Genomic DNA, 21,182 nt, shown 5'->3' on the forward strand with positions numbered 1-21,182 from the left:
ACAATGGGCCGGGAACGGAAGAAAGGGAAAAACGTGACTTCCCACCCGCCGCCCGGTCCTCCGTCCGGCCCTCCGTCGGTGCCTCCCTCGGGTCCCCCCTCGGGCCCTCTCGCGGGTTCGGGCAGCCACCCGGGCGCCGCGGGCCCCCCTCCCCCGTCCGGGCCGCCTGCCGGCGGCTCCGGTGGCTCGGGCGGCTCGGGCAGTTCCGGCGGTTCGGGCGGTGGTCGGGACGGCGGCGGTTCCTCCCGCTGTCCGGGAGGCGACGGCGGCGGCCCCTGGTGGCGTTCCGTCCCGAAGGTCGCTCCGGTCGCCGCCCTGCTCGTGGCGGCCGTCGCCCTGGCCGTCGTCCTCACCCAGCGTTCCGGCGACGACGGCGGAGGCGGCGCGACGAAGGCCGGCGGGGAGGTCTTCCTCCAGAGCGCCTCCTCGACCGGCCCCGACCCGTTCACCCGGTCGACGGCCCGTCCCGGCGGCTCCGTCCCGCCGGCCTCGCTGCCGCCCCGCACCGGCTCGGCGACCGCCGGCACCCCCGAGGTGCCGGGCTCGGCTCCCGGCCTCTACGGCGGGACGCGGTCGGTGGCGAGCTGCGACGTGGAGCGGCAGGTGCGCCACCTCTCCGGCGAACCGGCGAAGAACGCGGCCTTCGCCTCGGTCCTGCGGATCCCCGCGAACGAGGTGCCCGGTTATCTGCGCTCCCTCACCCCGCTCCGGCTCCGGGCAGACACCCGGGTGACGAACCACGGCTTCAGGGACGGCTCCGCCACCGCGTACCAGGCGGTCCTGCAGGCCGGTACGGCGGTCCTGGTCGACGGCCGGGGAGTGCCCCGGGTGCGCTGCGCCTGCGGCAACCCGCTGACCGAGCCGGTGGCGCAGAAGAACCCGCGGACGACGGGCACTCCCTGGCCGGGGTACGACGCCGGCCAGGTGATCGTGATCGTGCCCTCGCGGGCGGTCGTGAACACCTTCGTGGTGTACGACGCCGAGGACGGCGGCTGGTTCGCGCGGGAACGCGGCGACACCGGCGCGCGGGACGAGGCGACCGCGCCTCCGTCCCCGGTGCCGTGCGCGGGCGACCCGTCCTCCTGCCCTTCCGGCTCCCCCTCCGGCCCGCCCGACACACCGTCCGGTTCGTCCCCGCCCCCGGGCTCCTCGCCCCCGCCCGGTTCCCCGGTCCCGCCGGCCTCCTCACCGCCACCGTCCGAACCGCCCCCGTCCGAACCGCCCCCGTCCGGGCCCTCGGCTCCGCCCGAATCGTCGGCCCCGCGTTCGGGCTCCGCGCCGGACGCCCCGGCCGGTACGCCGCCGGACGCCCCGGCCGGTGCTTCGGCGGGGCCGGACGCGAACCGGCCGGCGGGAGGCCCGGCGCGGGCCCCGGCCGCCGGTCCGGCGGTTCCCCGCCCGGCGCCGGGAGCCGCCTCCGTCCCGTTCCCGGCCGTCTGACCGGCGGGCGCGCGGGGCGGGCGCGTCCGCCGCGCACGAGCGGCGACCCCGTCCCCGGCTTATTGGGATGCCCGTCCCCGGGGACGCGTGTACGGTCCACCGAGTGGAACCGCTGACCGACAAAGAGATCCGCTCGTCCTTCGTGAACTGCACCAAGGGCGAGGCCGCACGCCTCAAGCTGCCGCTCGACTTCGCCGAGCTTCCCTGGGAGGACCTGGACTTCCTGGGCTGGGTCGACCCGGGCGCGCCCCTGCGCGCCCATCTGGTCGTCCCGCGCGAGGACGGGCCGGTCGGCGTGACCCTGCGGGTCCCGGCCGTGGGCCGGACCAGCGCCGTGAAGTCGAGCCTGTGCCAGATCTGCCTGACCGCGCACGCCTCTTCGGGCGTGTCCCTCCTGGTGGCACCGCTGGCGGGACCCCGGGGCCGCGAGGGGAACACGGTCGGGATCTACCTCTGCGCCGACCTCGCCTGCTCCCTCTACGTCCGGGGCAAGCGCCAGCCGAAGCTGCGCGCCGGGCGCCGGGAGGAGTCCCTCGGCCCCGACGAGCGGATCGCCCGCACGACGGCCAACCTCGACGCCTTCGTCCAGCGGGTCACGGCCGGCTGAGGTCCCGTGCGTCCCGTCGTCCCGGACGCGGACCCGGGACGGCGGGACGCGCGGTGCGCGGGGCGGTCAGCGGAACGCCTGCTCGCCGGTGAGCGCCTTGCCGATCACCAGGGAGTGGACCTCGCTCGTGCCCTCGTAGGTGAGCACCGACTCCAGGTTGTTGGCGTGGCGCAGGACCGGGTACTCCAGGGTGATGCCGTTGGCGCCCAGGATCGTGCGGCACTCGCGGGCGATCGCGATCGCCTCGCGCACGTTGTTCAGCTTGCCCACGCTGACCTGCTCGGGGGTGAGCGCGCCCGCGTCCTTGAGGCGGCCCAGGTGGAGGGCGAGGAGCATGCCCTTGCCCAGCTCGACGGACATGTCCGCGAGCTTCTGCTGCGTCAGCTGGTACGAGGCGAGGGAGCGGGCGAAGACGGTGCGGTCCCGGGCGTAGGAGATCGCCGTCTCCAGGCAGTCGCGGGCGGCGCCGAGCGCGCCGAAGACGATGCCGAAGCGGGCCTCGTTGAGGCAGCCGAGCGGGCCCGAGAGCCCACGGGCCTCCGGGAGCACCGCGTCGGCCGGGAGGCGTACGTCCTCCAGGACCAGTTCGCTGGTGACGCTCGCCCGCAGCGACAGCTTCCTCCCGATCCCGGGCGTGCCGAAGCCGGGGGTGCCGGCCGGGACGAGGAAGCCGCGGACGCCGTCCTCGGTGCGGGCCCAGACGACGGCCACGTCGGCGACGGAGCCGTTGGTGATCCACATCTTGGTGCCGTTGAGCACCCAGTCGGAGCCGTCCCGCTTGGCGTTGGTCCGCATGGCGCCGGGGTCCGAACCGGCGTCCGGCTCGGTGAGGCCGAAGCAGCCGATGTACTCGCCCGCCGCCATCTTCGGCAGCCACCGCTGCTTCTGCTCCTCGGAGCCGTACTTCCAGATCGCGTACATGGCGAGGGAGCCCTGTACGGAGACGAGGGAGCGCAGCCCGGAGTCGACGGCCTCCAGCTCCAGGCAGGCGAGGCCGTACGCGACGGAGTTGGTGCCCGCGCAGCCGTACCCCTTCAGATGCATGCCGAGGACGCCGGTGCCGCCGAGGGTGCGGGCGAGTTCGCGGGCGGGGATCTCGCCCTTCTCGAACCAGTCGGCGACGTGCGGTCGCAGCTCGCGGTCGGCGACGGCGCGGACGGTGCGCCGGATCTCGCGCTCCTCGTCGGTCAGGAGTCCGTCGACGGCGAGCAGGTCGAAGGGGTGCACGGGAGCGGAGCTGGACTGCGACGGCTTCACGGACGGCCTCCTGGCGGCTGTGGCGACTCGGCGTGCCGAAGCGTAGCGCCCGACCGGATATTGGATCCAGTGTTGAAAATCCCCTGCTCCCGGCCGTACGGTCCGAGCGGATCCGATCGCCGGCGAGGGGAAACGGCATGCGCGCAGACCAGCCGCACACACCGGCACCGGAGGGCGGCGCTCTCTCCGGGATCGTCGTCGCGGACTTCGGCCGGGTGCTCGCCGGGCCGTACATGACGATGCTCCTCGCCGACCTGGGCGCGGACGTGATCAAGATCGAGCGGCCGGGGTCCGGTGACGACACGCGCGCGTGGGGGCCGCCGTTCGCGGACGGGCAGGCCACGTACTTCCTCGGGGTGAACCGGAACAAGCGCTCCGTGTCGCTCGATCTGGCGGATCCCGGGGACCTGGCGGCGGCGCGCGCGATCGTGGACCGGGCGGACGTCCTGGTGGAGAACTTCCGCCCCGGCGCGATGGAGAGGCTGGGGCTCGGGTACGAGGACGTGCGGACGACGAACCCGGGGCTCGTCTACTGCTCGGTGACCGGTTTCGGCACCGCGGAGGGCGCCCGGCTCCCGGGGTACGACCTGCTCGTCCAGGCCGTGGGCGGCCTGATGAGCGTGACGGGCGAGCCGGACGGGCCGGGGACGAAGACGGGGGTGGCCCTGGTCGACGTCGTCACCGGCCTGCACGCGGGGATGGGCGTGCTCGCCGCGCTCCGGCACCGGGAGCGCACCGGCGAGGGCCAGCGCGTCGAGGTGTCGCTGCTCGGCTCCCTGCTCTCCGCGCTCACCAACCAGGCCGCGGCCCACCTGGGAGCGGGGGTCGTGCCGCGCGCGATGGGCAACCGGCACCCGAGCATCACCCCGTACGAGGTGTTCGAGGCGCGGGACCGGCCGCTGGTCCTGGCCGTGGGCAACGACCGGCAGTTCCGGGCCCTGTGCGAACGGCTCGGCCTGCCGGGACTCGCCGACGACGCCCGCTTCGCCACCAACCCGGCCCGGGTCGCCCACCGGGAGGAGCTGGCGGCGGTGCTCGCCGGGCCGCTCGGCGGCCGTACCGCCGACGACTGGTTCGAGGAGCTGACGGCGGCCGGTGTGCCCTGCGGGCCGATCAACGACCTGGCGGGCGCCTTCGCCCTGGCCGACCGGCTGGGGCTCGCCCCGCGCGTACCCGAGTCCGCGGCCGGCCCCGGCCAGGTCGCCCACCCGATCCGGCTCGGCGCCACCCCGCCCTCCTACCGGTCCGCTCCCCCGCGTCTCGGCGAGCACACGGACGCCGTGCTCGGCGCGGAGGGACGGACCGCGCGCGCCCCGGCCCGGGAAGGGTCCGGAGGATCCGTAGGAAGATGGTCGTCCCCGGAGGAGCGGTCGCCCGGGGAACGATCCGCCGGAGGAGCGGTCCGCCGGCGGCGGCACGAGGAACGGAAGGGCACGGGCGATGAGCAGCGCGGTGCGGAAGCGGCGGCCGGGGACCGCCCAGCAGTTCGTCCTGGAGGAACTGCGGCGCGCCATCACCACCGGGGAGCTGAAGCCGGGCGACCAGATCCGCCAGGACGCCCTCGCGGCCCGCTTCGAGGTGAGCCGGGTGCCCCTGCGCGAGGCCCTCAAGGCCCTGGAGGCCGAGGGCCTGGTGGTGCATCACATACACAGGGGCTACTTCGTCGCGGAGCTCTCGCTCGACGACCTGGAGGAGATCTACCGGATCCGGGACCTCCTGGAGACGGAGGCGGTCCGGCTGGCCGCGGGCCGGATGCCGGAGGGCACGGTCGGCGTGCTCGAAGACGTCCAGCGCGAGGTGGAGCGGGCCGCCGCCGACGGGGACGTGCCCGCGATGGCGGCGGCGAACCGCCTCTTCCACTTCACCCTGATCGAGGCGTCCGGGATGCCGCGCCTCGTGCGCCTCGTCACGACCCTGTGGGACGCCACCGACGCGTACCGCTCGCTGTACTACGCGGACGCGCCGCACCGGAACCTGGCCGTGCGGGAGCACCGGGCCGTGATCTCCGCGCTCCGGAACGGCGACGGGGAGACCGCCGTCCGCCTGCTGGACGAGCACCGGGCGCACGCGGTGGCGGCCCTGCGCGAGGTGCTGGAGCGGGACGCGGACCGAACCCTCCCCCTGGAGGACCGGATGCGGCCGGGAGGAGCCGGGTCCTGGTGATGGCGGCGGGCCCCGGCCGGATGGTCGCCGAGGTCGCCGTCCCCCTCCCCCGCGCCCCGGGCACGGACGTGGCCGCCCTGCGCGGCGATCCCGGCTTCGACGCCCTGCGGCCGGAGCTCGCGGCGGCGACGCGGAGTCCGGCGGCGGCCTGAGGGAGCGGCGGAGAGGACGGGGCCCGGCCGGTCCCGGGAGCGGCGGAAGGGACGGCCCTGCGGCCCCGGACCGGTGGAAGGGACGGCCCGGGCCGATCACGGTGCCCGGGGCTGCGGCTACCCTGGCGCCGGACGCGAGGAGGAACCATGGCGCGGATGCCGTCGGCCGAACGGCGCAGGCAGTTGGTCGACGCGGCGATCAGGGCGATGGCCAGGGACGGGGTGGCCCGGACCACCACCCGGTCGATCTGCGCCGAGGCGGGGGTGTCGCTGAGCGTCTTCCACTACTGCTTCGACTCCAAGCAGGCGCTCCTCGAAGCCGCGATCGGGACGATCACCGGCAACCACGTGACCCGCGTACTGGCGACGGTCGAGCCGGGGAGCACCCTCCGCGAGACCGTGCGGGGCGCCCTGCGGACGTACTGGGACCACGTCACCGCCCACCCCGGCGAGCACATGCTGACGTACGACCTCACCCAGTACGCGCTGCGCGAGCCGGGGTTCGAGCACCTGGCGCGGGCGCAGTACGAGCAGTACGTGGCGTCGGCGGCCGGTCTGATCGAGCGGGTGGGCGCCGCGCGGGGGCTCGCGCCCCGGGTGCCGGTGGAGGTGCCGGCGCGTTACCTGGCGGCGGCGATCGACGGCCTCACCCTTCAGTTCCTCGTCCTCGGCGACCGGCACGCGGCGGAGCAGCAGCTCGACCTGATGGCCGATCAACTCGTGTCCCTGATGGGCGGTTGAGGCGCGGGGGGCTTTCCCTCCCCTCCAGTAGGTCATTTGTCCCGGACTCTTGACTCACTCCCCCGGCACCGCGATCCTCGGCACTCCCGGTACACCCCACCGACCGGAGGCATCGCTGCTCATGACTCGTTCCCCCTCACGCGGGAGCGGCGGCCGGCCCGCCCTCCTGGCCCTGTTCCTCGCCCTGGCCGCCGTCCTCCTCGGCTCCGCCCCGGTCCCCGCCGCCGACGGCGGCTCCCCGTGGTGGGAACCGGTGTCCCGTCCCGCCGCCGACTCGCGGATCAACGTCACGGGCGCGCCGTTCACCGGGACGGACGCGCGCGGAAAGGTGCGCGGGTTCGTCGACGCGCACAACCACCTGATGTCCGACGAGGGCTTCGGCGGCCGGCTCATCTGCGGCCGGACGTTCGCCGAGGGCGGCGCCCCCGACGCGCTCAAGGACTGTCCCGAGCACTACCCCGACGGCTCCGGCGCCCTGTTCGAGAACATCACGGGCGGCGCCGACGGCCACCACGACCCGGTCGGCTGGCCCACCTTCAAGGACTGGCCCGCGCACGACTCGCTCACCCACCAGCAGAACTACTACGCCTGGGTCGAGCGCGCCTGGCGCGGCGGGCAGCGCGTACTCGTCAACGACCTGGTGACGAACGGCCTGATCTGCTCGATCCTGCCCCGCGACCGGGGCTGCGACGAGATGGACTCGATCCGGCTCCAGGCCCGCAGGACGTACGAGCTCCAGGACTACGTCGACCGGATGTACGGCGGTCCCGGCAAGGGCTGGTTCCGGATCGTCACCGACGCGGCGCAGGCCCGCTCGGTGGTCGGGCGGGGCAAGCTCGCGGTGGTCCTGGGCGTGGAGACCTCGGAGCCGTTCGGCTGCAAGCAGATCCTCGACGTCGCCCAGTGCGGCAGGGCGGACATCGACCGCGGTCTCGACGAGCTGTACGCGCTCGGGGTGCGCAGCATGTTCCTGTGCCACAAGTTCGACAACGCGCTGTGCGGCGTCCGCTTCGACGAGGGGGCCATCGGTACGGCGGTCAACATCGGCCAGTTCCTGTCGACCGGCACCTTCTGGGCCACCGAGAAGTGCGCGGGCCCCCAGCACGACAACCCGATCGGCCTGGCGGCGGCCCCGGTGATGGCGGCGAAGCTGCCGCCGGGGGTGAGCGTCCCCTCGTACGCCTCCGACGCCAGGTGCAACACCCGCGGCCTGACGCGGCTCGGCGAGTACGCCCTGCGGGGCATGATCGACCGGGGCATGATGCTGGAGCTGGACCACATGAGCGTCAGGGCCGCGGGCCGGGCGCTCGACATCCTGGAGTCCGCGGAGTACCCGGGCGTCCTCTCCAGCCACAGCTGGATGGACCTCGACTGGACCGAGCGGCTCTACCGCCTGGGCGGTTTCGTCGCCCAGTACATGCACGGCGCGGAGGGCTTCGTCGGCGAGGCGGGGCAGAAGGCGGCGCTCCGCGCGAAGTACGGGGTCGGTCTCGGCTACGGCACCGACATGAACGGTGTCGGCGGCTGGCCGGGCCCGGTCGGGACCGGCGCGCCGAACGCCGTGACGTACCCCTTCCGCAGCTTCGACGGCGGATCGGTGATCGACCGGCAGGTCACCGGGCAGCGCACCTGGGACCTCAACACCGACGGCGCCGCGCACCACGGCATGGTGCCCGACTGGATCGAGCAGATCCGGCTCACCGGTGGCGGCCGGGACGTCGTGAACGAGCTGGCGGGAGGCGCCGAGTCGTACCTGACCACGTGGAAGGCGACGGAGGACCACGAGCCGGGGACGAACCTGGCGGCGGGCGCGCCCGCGTCGGCCAGTTCCTCGGAGTGGAACCCGTTCACGAGCTACGCGCCGGGCCGGGCCTTCGACGGCGACACGGGCACCCGCTGGGCCAGCGACTGGTCGGACGACCAGTGGCTGCGGGTGGACCTCGGGTCGGTCCGCCCGGTGGGGAGGGTTGTCCTCGACTGGGAGGACGCGTACGCCCGCCAGTACCGGATCGAGCTGTCCGACGACGGCGCGGTCTGGCGGACGGTGTGGGCCACGGCCGCCGGGGACGGCGGGTACGACACGGCGGAGTTCCCGCCGCAGTCGGCCCGTTACGTGCGCGTCCACGGGGAACGGCGGGCGACGAAGTGGGGCTACTCGCTCCACGAGGTCACGGTCCACAGGGCCTGAGGGCCCGTACGGGCGGGGAGACGGCCGGGCCAGGGGACGGGTCCGGCCGGCCCCGCGGGCGCGAGGAGGGAGCGGGACCGCCCCTCCCTCCTCGCGACCCCGCCCGCACTCCTTCGTTCCGCGACGGCCCCCGGTGCGGGATCATGGGATCCGGAACCCAGAAGAGACGGGACGGACCATGAGGCACCGCAGCGTCGCGGACCTGATGACGCCCACCGCGATCGCGGTGCAGCGCGGAACGTCGTTCAAGGAGATCGCGCGGCTCCTCGACGAGTACGGCATCACCGCGGTCCCGGTGGTCGACGACGAGAACCGGCCGGTGGGCGTCGTCTCCGAGGCGGACCTGCTGCGGCGGCACACGGTGAAGAACGGCCCGAGCACCGCCGAGGCCATGATGACCAGCCCGGTCGTCACGGCCCGGCCCTCGTGGACGGCGGTCGAGGCGGCCCGGCTGATGGAACGGCGCCGGGTGAAGCGGCTGCCGGTCGTGGACGCGGAGGGCCGGCTGATCGGGGTGCTCAGCCGGAGCGATCTGCTCCAGCTGTTCCTGCGCCGGGACCGTTCCCTCCAGGAGGAGATCCGCGAGGACGTGATCGTCCGCATCCTGCGCCTCTCTCCGGCCGCCGTGCACATCGACGTCGACGAGGGCCGGGTGACGCTGAGCGGCACGCTGGAGCGCGCGGAACTCGCGCCGATCCTGGTCCGCCTCTGCGAGACGGTGGACGGCGTCGTGGAGGTCGTGGACCGGATGGTGTGCGAGGACGCCGGGGGCGAGGACCGGGGAGCCTCCCGGAACACGTCCTGACGAACCCGCGCGCGCCGGGCGGGGCGGCCCGGCGATTCGCACCGGTCACGGCCGCGACGGGCTGCCCGGCGGCCCACGGCCGGCGGTGGAGGTCCTGCCCGCCCGCCCCGGGCTGTCCGCCCGCCGGGGACCGCCCGTCCGGGCCCGGGTCCGTCAGGAGACCGCCTCCGGCCAGCCGTATCCCGGGCCGGTGCGCCGGGGCAGGGTCCCGGCGCCCGCCGCCTCCATCTCGCGGCCGGCCTCCCTCATCAGCTTGCCGGCGAGGTCCTTCATCGCCCGGCTCGCGGCCATCTCGTCGCCGATCGCCGGGACGTCCGCGTCCGCCGGGTTGCGGCGGGCGGAGCCGTGGCCCGTGACCGTCGAGGTCCCGGTGTCCAGCCGGGCCTCGGCCCTGGTCCGGTCGCCCTCCTCGACCAGCTCCAGTCCGACCGTCCACTCCAGGGTGCGGGTCATCGGTCTGCCTCCTCGCGCCGTCGGCCGCGCGGAACCGGGGCGCGGCCCCTCCCTTCCAGGATCCACCGCGGGGAGCCTCGGCGCACGGGAACGCCGTACGGGTCCCGGCCCGGAACGCGTCCGGGCTCCGAATGCCTGGTGTGCGCCGGTGCCCTGCGTGTTCTCGCGGCCGTCCGGTCCGCGGTGCGCGAGCATACGAAAGCCGATACGAACCCGGTCACCCCGCGGGACCGGCCCGGTGGTTCCGGCCGCCGGGCGCCACGGCGCGGGACGGGTGCGGGTCGCAGTGTTCGACGCAAGGTCATCGGGACAGGAAGAAGGACGCACGTGTCCGGCAGTGAAAGCGAGAACCCGGCCATCCCCTCCCCGACCCCGGAGCCGACCCGGCCCCGGACGAACCGGGACTGGTGGCCGAACCAGCTCGACCTCCAGGTCCTCCACCAGCACTCGCCCCGGTCCAGTCCGATGGGGGAGGACTTCGACTACGCGGCGGAGTTCGCGACCCTGGACCCCGACGAGCTGAAGCGGGACCTCTTCGAGGTGATGACGGCCTCGCAGGACTGGTGGCCCGCCGACTACGGCCACTACGGGCCGCTCTTCATCCGGATGAGCTGGCACGCCGCCGGGACGTACCGCATCGCCGACGGCCGGGGCGGCGGCGGCTCCGGCGCCCAGCGCTTCGCCCCCCTCAACAGCTGGCCGGACAACGCGAGCCTCGACAAGGCGCGCCGGCTGCTCTGGCCGGTCAAGCGGAAGTACGGCCGGAAGATCTCCTGGGCCGACCTGCTGGTGTTCGCCGGCAACTGCGCCATGGAGTCCATGGGGTTCAGGACGTTCGGGTTCGGATTCGGGCGCGAGGACATCTGGGAGCCGGAGGAGATCTTCTGGGGCCCCGAGGACACCTGGCTCGGGGACGAGCGCTACAGCGGCGACCGGGAGCTCTCCGGTCCCCTGGGCTCCGTGCAGATGGGCCTGATCTACGTCAACCCCGAGGGCCCCAACGGGAATCCGGATCCGCTGGCCGCCGCCAGGGACATCCGGGAGACGTTCGGGCGCATGGCGATGAACGACGAGGAGACGGCGGCGCTCATCGTCGGCGGCCACACCTTCGGCAAGTGCCACGGCGCGGTCGACCCCTCGTACATCGGGCCGGAGCCGGAGGCCGCCCCCGTCGAGCAGCAGGGCCTCGGCTGGCGGAACACCCACGGCAGCGGCGTCGGCGGCGACGCGCTCACCAGCGGCCTGGAGGGCGCGTGGACCACCGCGCCGACGCGGTGGGACAACGGGTTCCTGGACAACCTGTACGGGTACGACTGGGAGCTGACGACGAGCCCGGCCGGCGCGAAGCAGTGGACGCCCACGGACCCGTCGGCGAAGGACACGGTGCCCGACGCCCACGACCCGTCGAAGCGGCACGCGCCGATGATGCTGACCACGGACCTCGCGCTGAAGCTGGACCCGGTCTACGGACCGATCACGAAGCGCTTCCACGAGCACCCGGACGAGCTCGCTGAGGCGTTCGCCAAAGCCTGGTACAAGCTGCTGCACCGTGACATGGGCCCCCTCTCGCGCTATCTCGGCCCGTGGGTCCCCGCTCCGCAGCTGTGGCAGGACCCCGTCCCCCCGGTCGGCCACGAGCCGGTCTCGGACGAGGACGTCACCGCCCTCAAGGAGAGGATCCTCGACTCGGGCCTGTCCCTTTCGCAGCTGGTCGTCACCGCGTGGGCGGCGGCGTCGAGCTTCCGGGGCACCGACAAGCGCGGCGGGGCCAACGGGGCGCGTCTGCGGCTCGCGCCGCAGCGGGACTGGGAGGTCAACGACCTGCCCGAGGTGGCCGGGACGCTGCGGGTCCTCGAAGGGATCAAGGCCGACTTCGACGGCGCGCGGGACGGGGGCGGGAAGGTCTCCCTCGCCGACCTGATCGTCCTGGGCGGGTGCGCGGCCGTCGAGCGGGCCGCGAGGAACGCCGGCCACGCGGTCACGGTCCCGTTCGCGCCGGGGCGCACCGACGCCTCGCAGGAGCAGACCGACGTGGAGTCGTTCTCCGTGCTCGAACCCCAGGCGGACGGTTTCCGCAACTACCTCCGGGCCGGGGAGAAGCTGTCGCCGGAGACCCTCCTCCTCGACCGCGCCAACATGCTGACGCTGACCGCCCCCGAGATGACGGTGCTGGTCGGCGGCATGCGGGTCCTGGACACCGGCTTCGCGGGGTCCCCCCACGGCCGTTTCACGGACCGGCCGGAGGCGTTGACCACCGACTTCTTCGTCAACCTGCTCGACATGGGCACGGAGTGGAGGACGTCGGAGACGGACGAGAACGTCTTCGAGGGGCGCGACCGCGCCACCGGCGGGGTCAGGTGGACCGCCACCCCCGTCGACCTCGTCTTCGGGTCCCACTCCCAGCTCCGCGCCATCTCGGAGGTCTACGCCGCCGAGGACGCGGGCGAGAAGTTCGTGCGCGACTTCGTGGCGGCGTGGGACAAGGTGATGAACCTCGACCGGTTCGACCTCGCCTGAGCCCGGCGCCCCGTCCCGGCCGGAGAGCGGCCGGCCGGGACGGCGGGGCCGCGGCGCCGGTGCGGCGCCCTCCTGTCTGGCGGGGCGATTGCCGGGTAACCGGGTCCCGTACGGACGACGCGGGCGGCCTTCGAAGGAGTGACGAGAGTGACGGTCAAAGCGATGGGGTGGGCGCATTCGTTCCCCGTTTCCGGGGGCGTGCAGGCGGGCCGGAAGTGGACGAGACGGCACCTCGCCGCCCTGCCGTGGACCGCGCGGGAGCCCGACACGGTGGACGCCGTCGTCCTGGCCGTCTCCGAGCTGCTCACCAACGCCCACGTCCACGCGCACAGCGACGCGCAGCTCGTGCTCACCTGGGACGGCGACTGCCTCCACATCAGCGTCCACGACGAGGACCCGTCGCTGCCCCGTCCCCGTGATCCGGGGCAGGACGCGCTCTCCGGCCGGGGCGTGAACATCGTCCGGGCCCTCGCCGACGAGTGGAGCATGCGCTGCCAGCGGCACGGCAAGACCGTGACGGCGTGCTTCCGGCCCGCCGAATCCTCCCTCGCCGACCCGTCCGACGAGGACGACCCGGCCCGCGAGGGAGGCCCGGCCCGTAAGGGCGACCCGGCCGGTACACCGTCCGACGAGTCGCCCGGCGGGGCCTCCCCCACCGGGCGGTAGCGACCGGCCCGGCCTCCGCGCCTCCGCCCGGGGCTCTCGGGGCCGTCCCCGAGGGGACGGCCCCGAGAGCCCCGCCGTCAGGGTTTGTTGGCGAGGGCCCCGAGGTACTGATTCACCTGTTCGAGGCGCGCGTCCACGCCGCCCACCTTCTCGGACACCGCCCTCAGTTCGTCACGGACCGCCAGCAGGGCCAGGGCCACCGCCTTGGCCGAGGGGTCGGACACGTCCTCCAGGGCCGCCCGGGCCGCGTCTGCCGCCGGAACGGGTCGGGATGCCTGTGCCATGGCTGCGCCTCCTGACCGGCCGCCCATCGGCCGTCGCCGTACGTGTGCCCCGAATTCCTCCGTACGGACGGCGAACCGTACGCCCGGGGCCGGAAACCGGCCACCGCACCCGGGACTCCCCTTCCGGCGGGGGCGGGTCCGCCCGCCGCCGGGCCGGCGCTCCCGCCGGGGCCTACGGTGCCGAGGCCGCCCTCCGTACGGCCCGACCCGCCCGTACCCGGCCCAGGACGCCCGCCGGATCGGTGTCGCGCTGGAGGAAGGGGAGGGTGATGTGCCACCAGTCGGCGAGACGGCCGGCGACCAGATGGCGGCCCTCCAGCGCCTCGGTGAGGGTGCAGAGCCCGAAGAAGGCGCGGACCAGGGCGGGCGCGATGACGGCGGGGCGGGCCTGGTGGGCGAGGTGGCCGGCGGCACGGGCCTGGGCGAGGAGGCGGGTGGTGGCGGTGGTCCACAGGGCGAAGGGATCGGGCAGGGGCGCGTCGATGGTGTCGCGTTCCGCCCAGAGGCGCGCCCCGGCGCGGGCGACGGTGTCCTCCGTGAGGGCGTGCGCGATCTCGAAGCTGAGGGACACCAGCCGGTCGAGGGGCGGTACGGAGCGGTCCGTGTACCGCGCGGTCAGATGGGGCCAGGTGGCGAACGCGTCCTCGACCACGGCGAGCGCGAGCCCCTCCTTGCTGGCGTAGTGGAAGTACACGGCGCCGCTGGTCCGGCCGGACCTGAGGCTTATGTCGTTGACGCTGGTACCGGCGTACCCCTGTTCGGCGAAGAGGCAGGCGGCCGCCTCCAGTAGTGCCCTGCGGGTCGCCCTGGCCCGTTGCTGCAACGTGCTGCCCACTTTCGTTCGGCGTTCTCGTGACGACCGAGAAGGTAGTGCGCCCGCGTACGCCGGTGATAATCCCTCGTCCCGCACGAGGTCATGGATGTTCCGTTCGAGCGCTCACCCGCGCGAGTGAGTCGCCCCGCCTTTCCGGCACGCCCACCGGCCGTTCGGGTGAACGCGGCGACCCTCTGTCACCTCGCACGGGTTGCCGTGCACATATGCGTCAACCGGGCGACATGCAAGCGGTTTTGGCGGAGAACCGGCGGAATCCACCGAGAGGTGCGGGGATGCGGCCATTACCGCCTCTTACCCGCCTTGTCGATCACTCGAAGTAGCGATTGCGCCACGGAGTGTCACAAAAATAACGTAGCGACGATGATGTTTCCCGTTTGAGGCGATATGGACGTGACGTCCGTGCCTCGCGAGACGGTGCCGGATCTCATCGCGCCGCTCCGTCGGCCGGGAGACCCCCGATCCATCCGACCGGCCGCGTCACGAGCGCGACCGCCCCCTTCCCGGAGGCCCCATGACCACCCAGGCGCATCCGCTCCTCAACTGGTCCCCCGAAGCCGTCGTCCTCGACTGCGACGGCACCCTGGTGGACAGCGAACGCCACTGGCAGGACGCCCGGAACCGTGCCTTCCGCGAGTTCGGGCTGACACCCCCGCCCGGGTTCGCCGACCGTGCCAAGGGCGTGCACTACGTCGACTGCGGACGACTGATGGCCGAGGAGACGCAGAAGCCGGAACTCGCCGACGAGCTGGCCCGGTCCCTGCTGGAGCACTTCCTCGCCCTGGTCGCCGACGATCCCGTGACCATGCCCGGAGCGGCCGAGTTCGTCCGGCTCCTCTCGGGCCGGCTGCCGCTCGCGGTGGCCAGCAACTGCCCGATCGAGGTCGTGGAGGCCAGCCTCGGCCGCGCCGGCCTGCTGCGTCACTTCGCCCATGTCGTCGTCCCCACGGAGACCCCGGGCCCGTCCCCCGCGGGGACCGCGCCGGAGGGCCCGGACGCGCCGGACGCCGCCGTTCCGGGGGTCGTGCGCCCCAAGCCGTGGCCCGACGTCTACGCGACGGCCGCCCGGCTCTGCGGCACCGAGCCGGAACGGGCACTGGCGGTGGAGGACTCGCTGACCGGGATCGAGTCGGCCCGCCGGGCGGGGCTGCGGGTGCTCGGGGTGGGACCGCGACCGGGCGAGGAGGACGCCTCCCGCGCCGACCTGTGGGTGACCACGCTGCACTCGCCGGTGCTCCTGGCCTGGGTGCGGGGACAGGTCCCGCGGCAGGCGGACGTCCGGGAGGGGTGAGCCGGGCGCCGGGCGCCCCTTCGGCGGCGGAGACGGATCGGCGGGCCGGCCGCCTCCGCCCCCGGCTTCGTCTCCGTCCCGGGCTTCGTCCCCGCCCCCGGCTTCGTCCCCGCCCCCGGAGCCTACGAAGCGTTCACGTACGGGGTGAGGTCCTCGACGACCCCGGCGGCCGAGGCGAAGAGGAGGGCGACCCCGACGGCCCCGGGGTCGGGAACGCCGGCCGCGCGTTCTCCGACGTAGCTGGAGCGGCCCATGCGGGCACGGAGCCTGGCGGTGTCGCGGACGCCCCGCCAGGCGGCCCCGGCGGCGGCGTCCAGGGCGGCGACGGGAGGAGTCTCCCCGGGGAGCGCGTCCAGCGCCTCGACGGCGGGGGCGAGGGCGTCGACCAGGGTCTTGTCGCCGGGTGCGGCCTCGCCGACTCGGCGGATGGCGGCCAGCCCCTCCGCGGCCCCCCGGGCGAGGGCGGGGGTGGTGGGGCCCCCGGCGGCGACGGCGGCGGCGAGCGACTGGAGCAGCAGGCCGAAGAGGGGGCCGCTGGTGCCGCCGACCTCGTCGAGGAAGGCGGTGGCCGCCGCCTCCAGGGCCTCGGCGTCGCCGGGGGCGGCGAGGGCGTCGAGCCGGGCGAGGGCGGCGGCGGTGCCCGCGGACAGGTTGGTGCCGAAGTCGCCGTCTCCGACCTGCTGGTCGAGGGCGGTGAGCTGGGCCTCGGTGGTACGGGCGGTGTCCGCGAAGCGGCGTATCCAGCCGTCGGCGGAGAGTGCCTCGTCGGTGGTGGTCAAGGGTCTGCTCCCGTTCTGCCGGCCGGACGAGCCGGATGGGGGTGGGGGTGCGGGGCGCCGGGCGGGGCCGGCCTCACCAGCGCAGGGCGGCGGTGTGCACGGGCGCGTCGTAGAAGGCCAGGTCGGCCGGTTCGGCGAGGAGGACGGTGAGGGAGAAACCGCGCATGTCGAGGGCCGTGACGTAGTCGCCGACCAGATTGCGGGCGAGGACCACCCCCCGGGCGTCGAGCACCCGGGCCAGCTCGCCGTGGGCGGCGTACAGCTCCAGGGGGGTGACCGCGCCGAGTCCGTTGACCAGGGTGATGGCGGTGGTACCCGGCTCCGGGGCGAGGGCGTCGAGGAGTTCGCCGGCCATCCGCTCGACCAGGGACGCGAGCGGGTCGTGGTGGGTGGTCGACCTGGCCCGCTCGCCGTGGATGCCGACGCCGTACTCCAGTTCGCCGGCGGCGAGCCGGAAGGCGGGTTCGCCCAGGGTGGGGGCGGTGTGGGCGGCGGAGGCGACGGCGAGGGTGCGGCAGCGGGCGGCGAGGCGGGTGCCGAGCGCCTGGAGTTCACCGAGGCCGAGGCCGTTGTCGGCGGCGCCGCCGAGGATCTTCTCGATGAGGACGGTGCCGCCGGTCCCCCGGCGTCCGGCGGCGATCTCCTCGGAGTCGGAGGCGAGGTCGTCGTCGACGAGGACGCGCGCGCAGGGCACTCCCCGGTGGGCCAGGCGCTCGGCGGCGATGCCGAAGTTGATGCGGTCGCCGGTGTAGTTCTTGACGATGTGGAGGACGCCCTCGTCGCGGGCGGCGGCGAGCGAGCCCTCGTAGACCTGGCGGTTGTGCGGGGAGGCGAAGACGCGGCCGGGACAGGCGGCGTCGAGCATGCCCCGGCCGACGTACCCGGCGTGCATCGGTTCGTGTCCGGCGCCGCCGCCGGAGAGCAGGCCGACCCGGCGGTCCGGGGACGCGGCGCGGGCGAGGAGGAACCCGTGGTCGGGGTCGAGGGTGAGCAGGTCCGCGTGGGCGCGCGCGAAGCCCGCGAGCGCGTCGGACACCAGGGTGTCGGCGCTGTTCTCGAAGTACGAGGCCATCGGAGTCCTCCGTCGTCGAGGGCCGCGACCGGGTCGGGGGGTCGTTCTGTGCGCCACAGAAGCCTGTGGCGCACAGAACGACACCCTCTCCGGCCGTCTCCCGCCCGGGTCCCTACATGCTGGGCTCCGGCTCCGTCCGGGGCAAGTCATACGACGAACCGATCGTCTTTTCGGGTGCCGCCTTCCGGAAGGGACCGGAGCGGGGTCTCACGACATGAAGGGGTTCACGGAACGGGCCCGCTCCCACATGCCCGACGCCTGCTCGGCGGGACGCTGCTGCTCGCCGTGCAGGGCGTTGAGCAGGACCAGGCACCCGGTGAGCGCCGGTACCGCCCACTGCGCGCAGGCCAGTTGCCGGCGGGCTTTGTCCAGGTCGACGGGGTGCTTCCGCGCCTTCTCGGCGTCCTCCGGATCGGTGGAGGACGCCAGTTCGACCTTCTTGCCCAGGACGCGGGCGTAGGCGGTGGCGACCAGGGCCGCGGCGGTGACGGCGGTCTTGGCCACGGTGGAACCGGCCACCCCCTGCTGCGTGGCGACGCGGTGGGCGTTCACCGCGAGCAGTCCGCCGCTGCCGAACAGGTGCACGCCGATGGCGGCGGCGTTGACGGGCGTCCACTTCGCCCACCCCGAGGAGGCGATCCGGTCCGTGGCCGTCTGCGTTCCGCCCTGGTCCTCGGCGGCGCCGTTGAGGCCGACCGCCCCCATCAGCGAACCTCCGAACCAGGCGGCCAGACCCACGTCGTGCAGACCGCGGATGAGCGTGTGACGTTCGGACATGACGGTGCTCCTTCTGAACGGGGTGGCGGGGCGGGGCCGCTGCGGGTGTCGAACCCTCCCCCACCCTTCCCGGGTTCCGGCGCCCCCGCCATCAGCGCGGGTCCGAACGAGGGCTTCCGCGCCCCCGGACGCGCCGGACGCCCCGGAGCGCCGTCCGGGGTCCCGCTCGCGCCATCCGGTCACCCGGTCGCCCGGCGTCCGGCGGGCCTCACGCCCAGGGGGAGCCGGCCCCGGCCGTACCGTCCGGACGCCCCGCCGACGGTCGGGCGAGGAGGCCGAGCCGGGGGCCGCCCCGGTCGTGCAGCCGCCTGAAGAAGGCCAGCACGCCCGCGGAGCCGCCGGCCCAGGTGGCGCTCGGCCGGGCGAGGCCGGTGTCCGGGAACACGGGCCGGGACCGGGTGCCGCCGCTGCGGCTCAGGACGAGCAGGGCGACGGTCTCGGCCGCGTCCCGGAACTCCTCGGCCCCGGACGCCTCCGCGACGTCCAGCATCAGGTCGCCCACCCCGGCCAGCCCGCAGCACTGCGTGACCAGCGGCATCCTCGGCGCCAGCGCGGCGCAGGCGCGCGCGGCCCGCCGGGCGAGGTCGAGGTGGCCGGGCTCGTCGAGGAGCACGGCGGCCCGCACGAGTACGGTCCCGATGCCGGCCAGACCCCGGCACCACGAGCCGTAGCGGCGCGTCGCCCCCGGCGCGGCGGCCGCCGCGATGATGTCCGGTGTCACGGCGGCCAGGCGCGCGGCGGCCTTCGCGGAGCGGCCGACCGCGTCCGGGTCCCCGGTCGCGCCGCCGTACTCGAGCAGGAAGTGGACGACGCCCGCCTCGCCGTGCGCGATGCCCTCGCGGAGCGCGGCGTCGCCGGCCGTGTCCGGGCCGGCCGGGGTCAGCCGGGCGGTGCCCGACGCCAGCATCCGGGCGCAGTCGGCGGCGACGGCGAGGTGCCGGTCCGCCGCGTCCCGGCGGCCGGACCGCAGGGCGTTCCCGGCGAGCAGCAGCCGGCCGAGGCCGATCCCGGCGGCGCCCGCGATCAGGTCCGCCTCCGGCGGTCCGCCGTCGGGCGCGCGGCCCGGCAGGGCGGAGGGAGCGGACCGCGCGCCCGTTCCCTCCCCCGTGCGGGCCTCCGTCTCCGTGTCCGCTCCCGCCGCCGCGAGGAAGAGTTCGACGCCGGTGCGTCCCGTGTAGAAGCCGGGCGGCAGGTCCCTGGACTGCTCGGCCGTCCATCGCGCCAAGGCGGTGACGGCCGGCCGCACGCCGGGCCGGTGCGCGTGGTGGAGGAGTTCGAGGCCGAGCCCCGCACTGCCGCCGTAGACGTCGACCGAGGTGGGGACGTTCCGCCGCGCGGCCCGCACCGGGTCCACGATCGCGCGCGCCTCCCCGGCGCAGAACGCGGCCGTGTGCTCGACGACCTCGGCCAGCAGGTCGTCGTCGATCCGGGGGCGCGGGGACCGGCGGGCGGCGCGGCGCGGGATTCCGGGCGTGCCGGTGCGCAGGCGGTCGGCGGCGGCGGTCCGTACGGCCGGGTCGAAGCTCAGGAGACCGGCGACCGTCGACCGGAACTCCCGGTGGGCGCGTCCGGGCAGGGCCCACTCCAGGCAGTCCAGGGTCCGGTCCCGGTTGACCCCGTGGTCGGTGTCGACGATCACGGGGTCGAGGCCGGTGGCGGCGAAGAAGAGGGTCGCGCCGAGGGCGTAGTGGTCGTCGGCGGGGGTGGCCGGTCCGGTCGCGCGCAGGACCGGTTCGCCGTATCCGGGGGTCGCTCCTCCCGGCCCGGTGCCGTCCCGTTCGCCGATCCCGAAGTCGATCACGTGGCAGTGGCCGGGGCCGGACCCGTCGAGCACGACGTTGTCGGGCTTGAGGTCGCGGACGACCACGTTCCGGTCGTGGACCGCGTCCAGGACGCGCAGGAGCCGGGCGGCGAGGACGGACAGGGAGCGCGCCGCGCCCCGGGGGCCGTCGTCGCCGTAGGGTCCGTTCCGCAGGACCTCCCGGCGCAGGTTCCGGTCGCCGCAGTCGGTCGTCACCAGGTACTCGTCCACGTGGTGGGCGAAGTAGTCCAGCGCGCGGGGCACGCCCGTGACGCCGTCGAGCGCGGTGAGGACCGCGTGCTCGTTGCGCAGCCGGTGGCGGGCGTCCGCGCCGGAGTCGTCCTCGCCCACGAAGGCCCTCGCCTGTTTGACCACCACCGGCCGTCCGAGCGTGCGGTCGACCGCACGGTAGACGTTGCCCCGGGGGGTGCGCGCGATGCCGGCCGTGATCGTGTAGCGCCCGCCGCCGAAGCCGGGCGCGGACGGTCCGCCGCCGTGTCCGGAGCCGGTCGTGAAGGGGTCCTCGGCCCAGGACGGGCACCGGTAGCGGCCGACGGCCAGGCCGTCGAAGACCCGGCCGTCCGGCCCGGTCATGACGGATTCGAGCCGCCCGCTCCGGCCGGTCCGGTAGTCGCCCGTGAAGGGGCCGTAGCGGTAGTAGACCGGGGCTTCCGGATCGACCCGCCGGTCGCTGACGACCTGCGGGCCCTCCCGGCCGCGCAGAACGGTGACGAGTTCCCGGGCGATCTCGGTCACGGTTCCGGCCGGGGGGTAGACGGTGATCGCCTTGCCGACGCTTCCGGCGCTCGTCACCCCGGAGTTGAGGCGGCGCAGGGTCTCCGGGTCGCGGGCGACCTTCGCGTGGCAGACGTGCCGGGCCAGCACCGGCAGGACGAGCGCGGTCACGGCGTCGAGATCGCCGGGGCGCGCCGAGACGTGCAGTTTCCAGCCGTGCTCCATCGCCGGCATGCGCGGATCGTTCAGGTACGACCACGTGTCGTCCGACCGGCCGCCGCGGCCGGCGATGGAAACGGCCACCGCTACGCGTTCAGGTCGCAGGCGAAGCGGGTGGTGGCGGTCACCCAGGGGTCGGCGAGGCACGCCGTGTGCTCGCGGTCGGCGCGGTCGTCGTCCTCGAACGCGATCGCCTCGTCGTCGATCTCCAGCGGTCCCGCGTCGCGGAATCCGTCGGTTTCCATAAGATCCGGCACGGCTACGGGCATGTGACGCCTCCATGGTTGGTCGTGCGCTGAGGAACGGACAGGGGTCGGCACGGGGCCGGTGAGCCCGCCGGACCAAGGACTCGCTGGACCAAGGTAGGGAGGGGCGAATTCCCTGACAAGGGGTCAGGTGACGC

General features: G+C 74.7%; 19 protein-coding genes and 1 pseudogene. 11 read left to right on the forward strand and 9 right to left on the reverse strand.

Annotated elements, in window-relative coordinates:
* Positions 1 to 3 precede the first annotated feature (3 nt).
* Together ACFYZY_RS05245 and ACFYZY_RS05250 are read left to right on the forward strand one after the other, a co-directional pair.
* On the forward strand, positions 4 to 1,440 hold the full coding sequence (locus ACFYZY_RS05245) for a DUF6777 domain-containing protein (protein WP_388689661.1): 1,437 nt from the start codon (positions 4 to 6) through the stop codon (positions 1,438 to 1,440).
* A 103-nt stretch (positions 1,441 to 1,543) separates the two neighbouring features.
* Positions 1,544 to 2,047 (forward strand): FBP domain-containing protein, encoded by a 504-nt coding sequence (locus tag ACFYZY_RS05250; RefSeq protein WP_388689662.1) that lies wholly within the window; start codon positions 1,544 to 1,546, stop codon positions 2,045 to 2,047.
* Between the two features lie 66 nt (positions 2,048 to 2,113).
* On the opposite strand, the gene ACFYZY_RS05255 is transcribed toward ACFYZY_RS05250, so the two are convergent.
* Positions 2,114 to 3,304 (reverse strand): acyl-CoA dehydrogenase family protein, encoded by a 1,191-nt coding sequence (locus ACFYZY_RS05255; protein ID WP_388689663.1) that lies wholly within the window; start codon positions 3,302 to 3,304, stop codon positions 2,114 to 2,116.
* A gap of 137 nt (positions 3,305 to 3,441) precedes the next feature.
* Between ACFYZY_RS05255 and ACFYZY_RS05260 the strand changes: the two are divergent.
* The 6 genes and pseudogenes from ACFYZY_RS05260 to ACFYZY_RS05285 form a co-directional block, all read left to right on the forward strand.
* Positions 3,442 to 4,605, forward strand: a pseudogene (locus tag ACFYZY_RS05260) (CaiB/BaiF CoA transferase family protein); the annotation flags it as partial.
* 139 nt (positions 4,606 to 4,744) lie between these two features.
* Entirely contained in the window at positions 4,745 to 5,467 is a 723-nt protein-coding gene (locus ACFYZY_RS05265; protein ID WP_388689664.1) for a GntR family transcriptional regulator, read from the forward strand.
* Positions 5,467 to 5,619 (forward strand): hypothetical protein, encoded by a 153-nt coding sequence (locus tag ACFYZY_RS05270; RefSeq protein ID WP_388690002.1) that lies wholly within the window; start codon positions 5,467 to 5,469, stop codon positions 5,617 to 5,619. Before ACFYZY_RS05265 ends, ACFYZY_RS05270 begins: the two co-directional genes overlap by 1 nt.
* A gap of 147 nt (positions 5,620 to 5,766) precedes the next feature.
* Positions 5,767 to 6,360 carry a TetR/AcrR family transcriptional regulator gene (locus tag ACFYZY_RS05275; protein WP_388689666.1) on the forward strand — a complete coding sequence of 198 codons (594 nt, stop codon included), beginning with the start codon at positions 5,767 to 5,769 and terminating at the stop codon, positions 6,358 to 6,360.
* A gap of 121 nt (positions 6,361 to 6,481) precedes the next feature.
* Complete coding sequence (locus ACFYZY_RS05280) at positions 6,482 to 8,548, forward strand: discoidin domain-containing protein (protein ID WP_388689668.1); 2,067 nt, start codon at positions 6,482 to 6,484, stop codon at positions 8,546 to 8,548.
* 178 nt (positions 8,549 to 8,726) lie between these two features.
* On the forward strand, positions 8,727 to 9,353 hold the full coding sequence (locus ACFYZY_RS05285; RefSeq protein WP_388689669.1) for a CBS domain-containing protein: 627 nt from the start codon (positions 8,727 to 8,729) through the stop codon (positions 9,351 to 9,353).
* Between the two features lie 153 nt (positions 9,354 to 9,506).
* Here ACFYZY_RS05285 and ACFYZY_RS05290 read toward each other — a convergent pair whose 3' ends face one another.
* Positions 9,507 to 9,806 carry a DUF1876 domain-containing protein gene (locus ACFYZY_RS05290; RefSeq protein WP_388689671.1) on the reverse strand — a complete coding sequence of 100 codons (300 nt, stop codon included), beginning with the start codon at positions 9,804 to 9,806 and terminating at the stop codon, positions 9,507 to 9,509.
* A gap of 327 nt (positions 9,807 to 10,133) precedes the next feature.
* Between ACFYZY_RS05290 and katG the strand changes: the two genes are divergently transcribed.
* Both katG and ACFYZY_RS05300 read left to right on the forward strand, forming a co-directional pair.
* Positions 10,134 to 12,323: a catalase/peroxidase HPI gene (gene katG, locus ACFYZY_RS05295; RefSeq protein WP_388689672.1), complete on the forward strand. Its 2,190-nt coding sequence runs from the start codon at positions 10,134 to 10,136 to the stop codon at positions 12,321 to 12,323.
* A 147-nt stretch (positions 12,324 to 12,470) separates the two neighbouring features.
* The gene (locus tag ACFYZY_RS05300) at positions 12,471 to 12,989 is read left to right on the forward strand and encodes an ATP-binding protein (RefSeq protein ID WP_388689674.1); all 519 of its coding nucleotides are present in this window, start codon (positions 12,471 to 12,473) and stop codon (positions 12,987 to 12,989) included.
* 77 nt (positions 12,990 to 13,066) lie between these two features.
* Here the strand turns inward: ACFYZY_RS05300 and ACFYZY_RS05305 are convergent, their stop codons facing one another.
* Together ACFYZY_RS05305 and ACFYZY_RS05310 are read right to left on the reverse strand one after the other, a co-directional pair.
* Positions 13,067 to 13,273 (reverse strand): hypothetical protein, encoded by a 207-nt coding sequence (locus tag ACFYZY_RS05305; RefSeq protein ID WP_388689676.1) that lies wholly within the window; start codon positions 13,271 to 13,273, stop codon positions 13,067 to 13,069.
* 172 nt (positions 13,274 to 13,445) lie between these two features.
* On the reverse strand, positions 13,446 to 14,108 hold the full coding sequence (locus ACFYZY_RS05310) for a ScbR family autoregulator-binding transcription factor (protein ID WP_388689677.1): 663 nt from the start codon (positions 14,106 to 14,108) through the stop codon (positions 13,446 to 13,448).
* A 511-nt stretch (positions 14,109 to 14,619) separates the two neighbouring features.
* On the opposite strand from ACFYZY_RS05310, the gene ACFYZY_RS05315 reads away from it, so the two are divergent.
* On the forward strand, positions 14,620 to 15,396 hold the full coding sequence (locus ACFYZY_RS05315) for an HAD family hydrolase (protein WP_388689679.1): 777 nt from the start codon (positions 14,620 to 14,622) through the stop codon (positions 15,394 to 15,396).
* Between the two features lie 122 nt (positions 15,397 to 15,518).
* Here the strand turns inward: ACFYZY_RS05315 and dhaL are convergent, their stop codons facing one another.
* The 5 genes from dhaL to ACFYZY_RS05340 all read right to left on the reverse strand — a co-directional run bounded on the left by dhaL (position 15,519) and on the right by ACFYZY_RS05340 (position 21,048).
* Entirely contained in the window at positions 15,519 to 16,175 is a 657-nt protein-coding gene (dhaL, locus tag ACFYZY_RS05320) for a dihydroxyacetone kinase subunit DhaL (protein ID WP_388689681.1), read from the reverse strand.
* Positions 16,176 to 16,248: 73 nt separating this feature from the next.
* The gene (locus tag ACFYZY_RS05325) at positions 16,249 to 17,247 is read right to left on the reverse strand and encodes a dihydroxyacetone kinase subunit DhaK (RefSeq protein WP_388689683.1); all 999 of its coding nucleotides are present in this window, start codon (positions 17,245 to 17,247) and stop codon (positions 16,249 to 16,251) included.
* 207 nt (positions 17,248 to 17,454) lie between these two features.
* The gene (locus ACFYZY_RS05330) at positions 17,455 to 18,024 is read right to left on the reverse strand and encodes a hypothetical protein (RefSeq protein WP_388689684.1); all 570 of its coding nucleotides are present in this window, start codon (positions 18,022 to 18,024) and stop codon (positions 17,455 to 17,457) included.
* 208 nt (positions 18,025 to 18,232) lie between these two features.
* On the reverse strand, positions 18,233 to 20,926 hold the full coding sequence (gene lanL / locus ACFYZY_RS05335; RefSeq protein ID WP_388689685.1) for a class IV lanthionine synthetase LanL: 2,694 nt from the start codon (positions 20,924 to 20,926) through the stop codon (positions 18,233 to 18,235).
* Positions 20,866 to 21,048 (reverse strand): SflA family class IV lanthipeptide, encoded by a 183-nt coding sequence (locus ACFYZY_RS05340; protein WP_388689687.1) that lies wholly within the window; start codon positions 21,046 to 21,048, stop codon positions 20,866 to 20,868. The genes lanL and ACFYZY_RS05340 overlap by 61 nt, the downstream gene beginning before the upstream one ends.
* Between the last annotated feature and the right edge of the window lie 134 nt (positions 21,049 to 21,182).

It is taken from the genome of Streptomyces sp. NPDC001744, assembly GCF_042892575.1.
Lineage (GTDB): Bacteria > Actinomycetota > Actinomycetes > Streptomycetales > Streptomycetaceae > Streptomyces.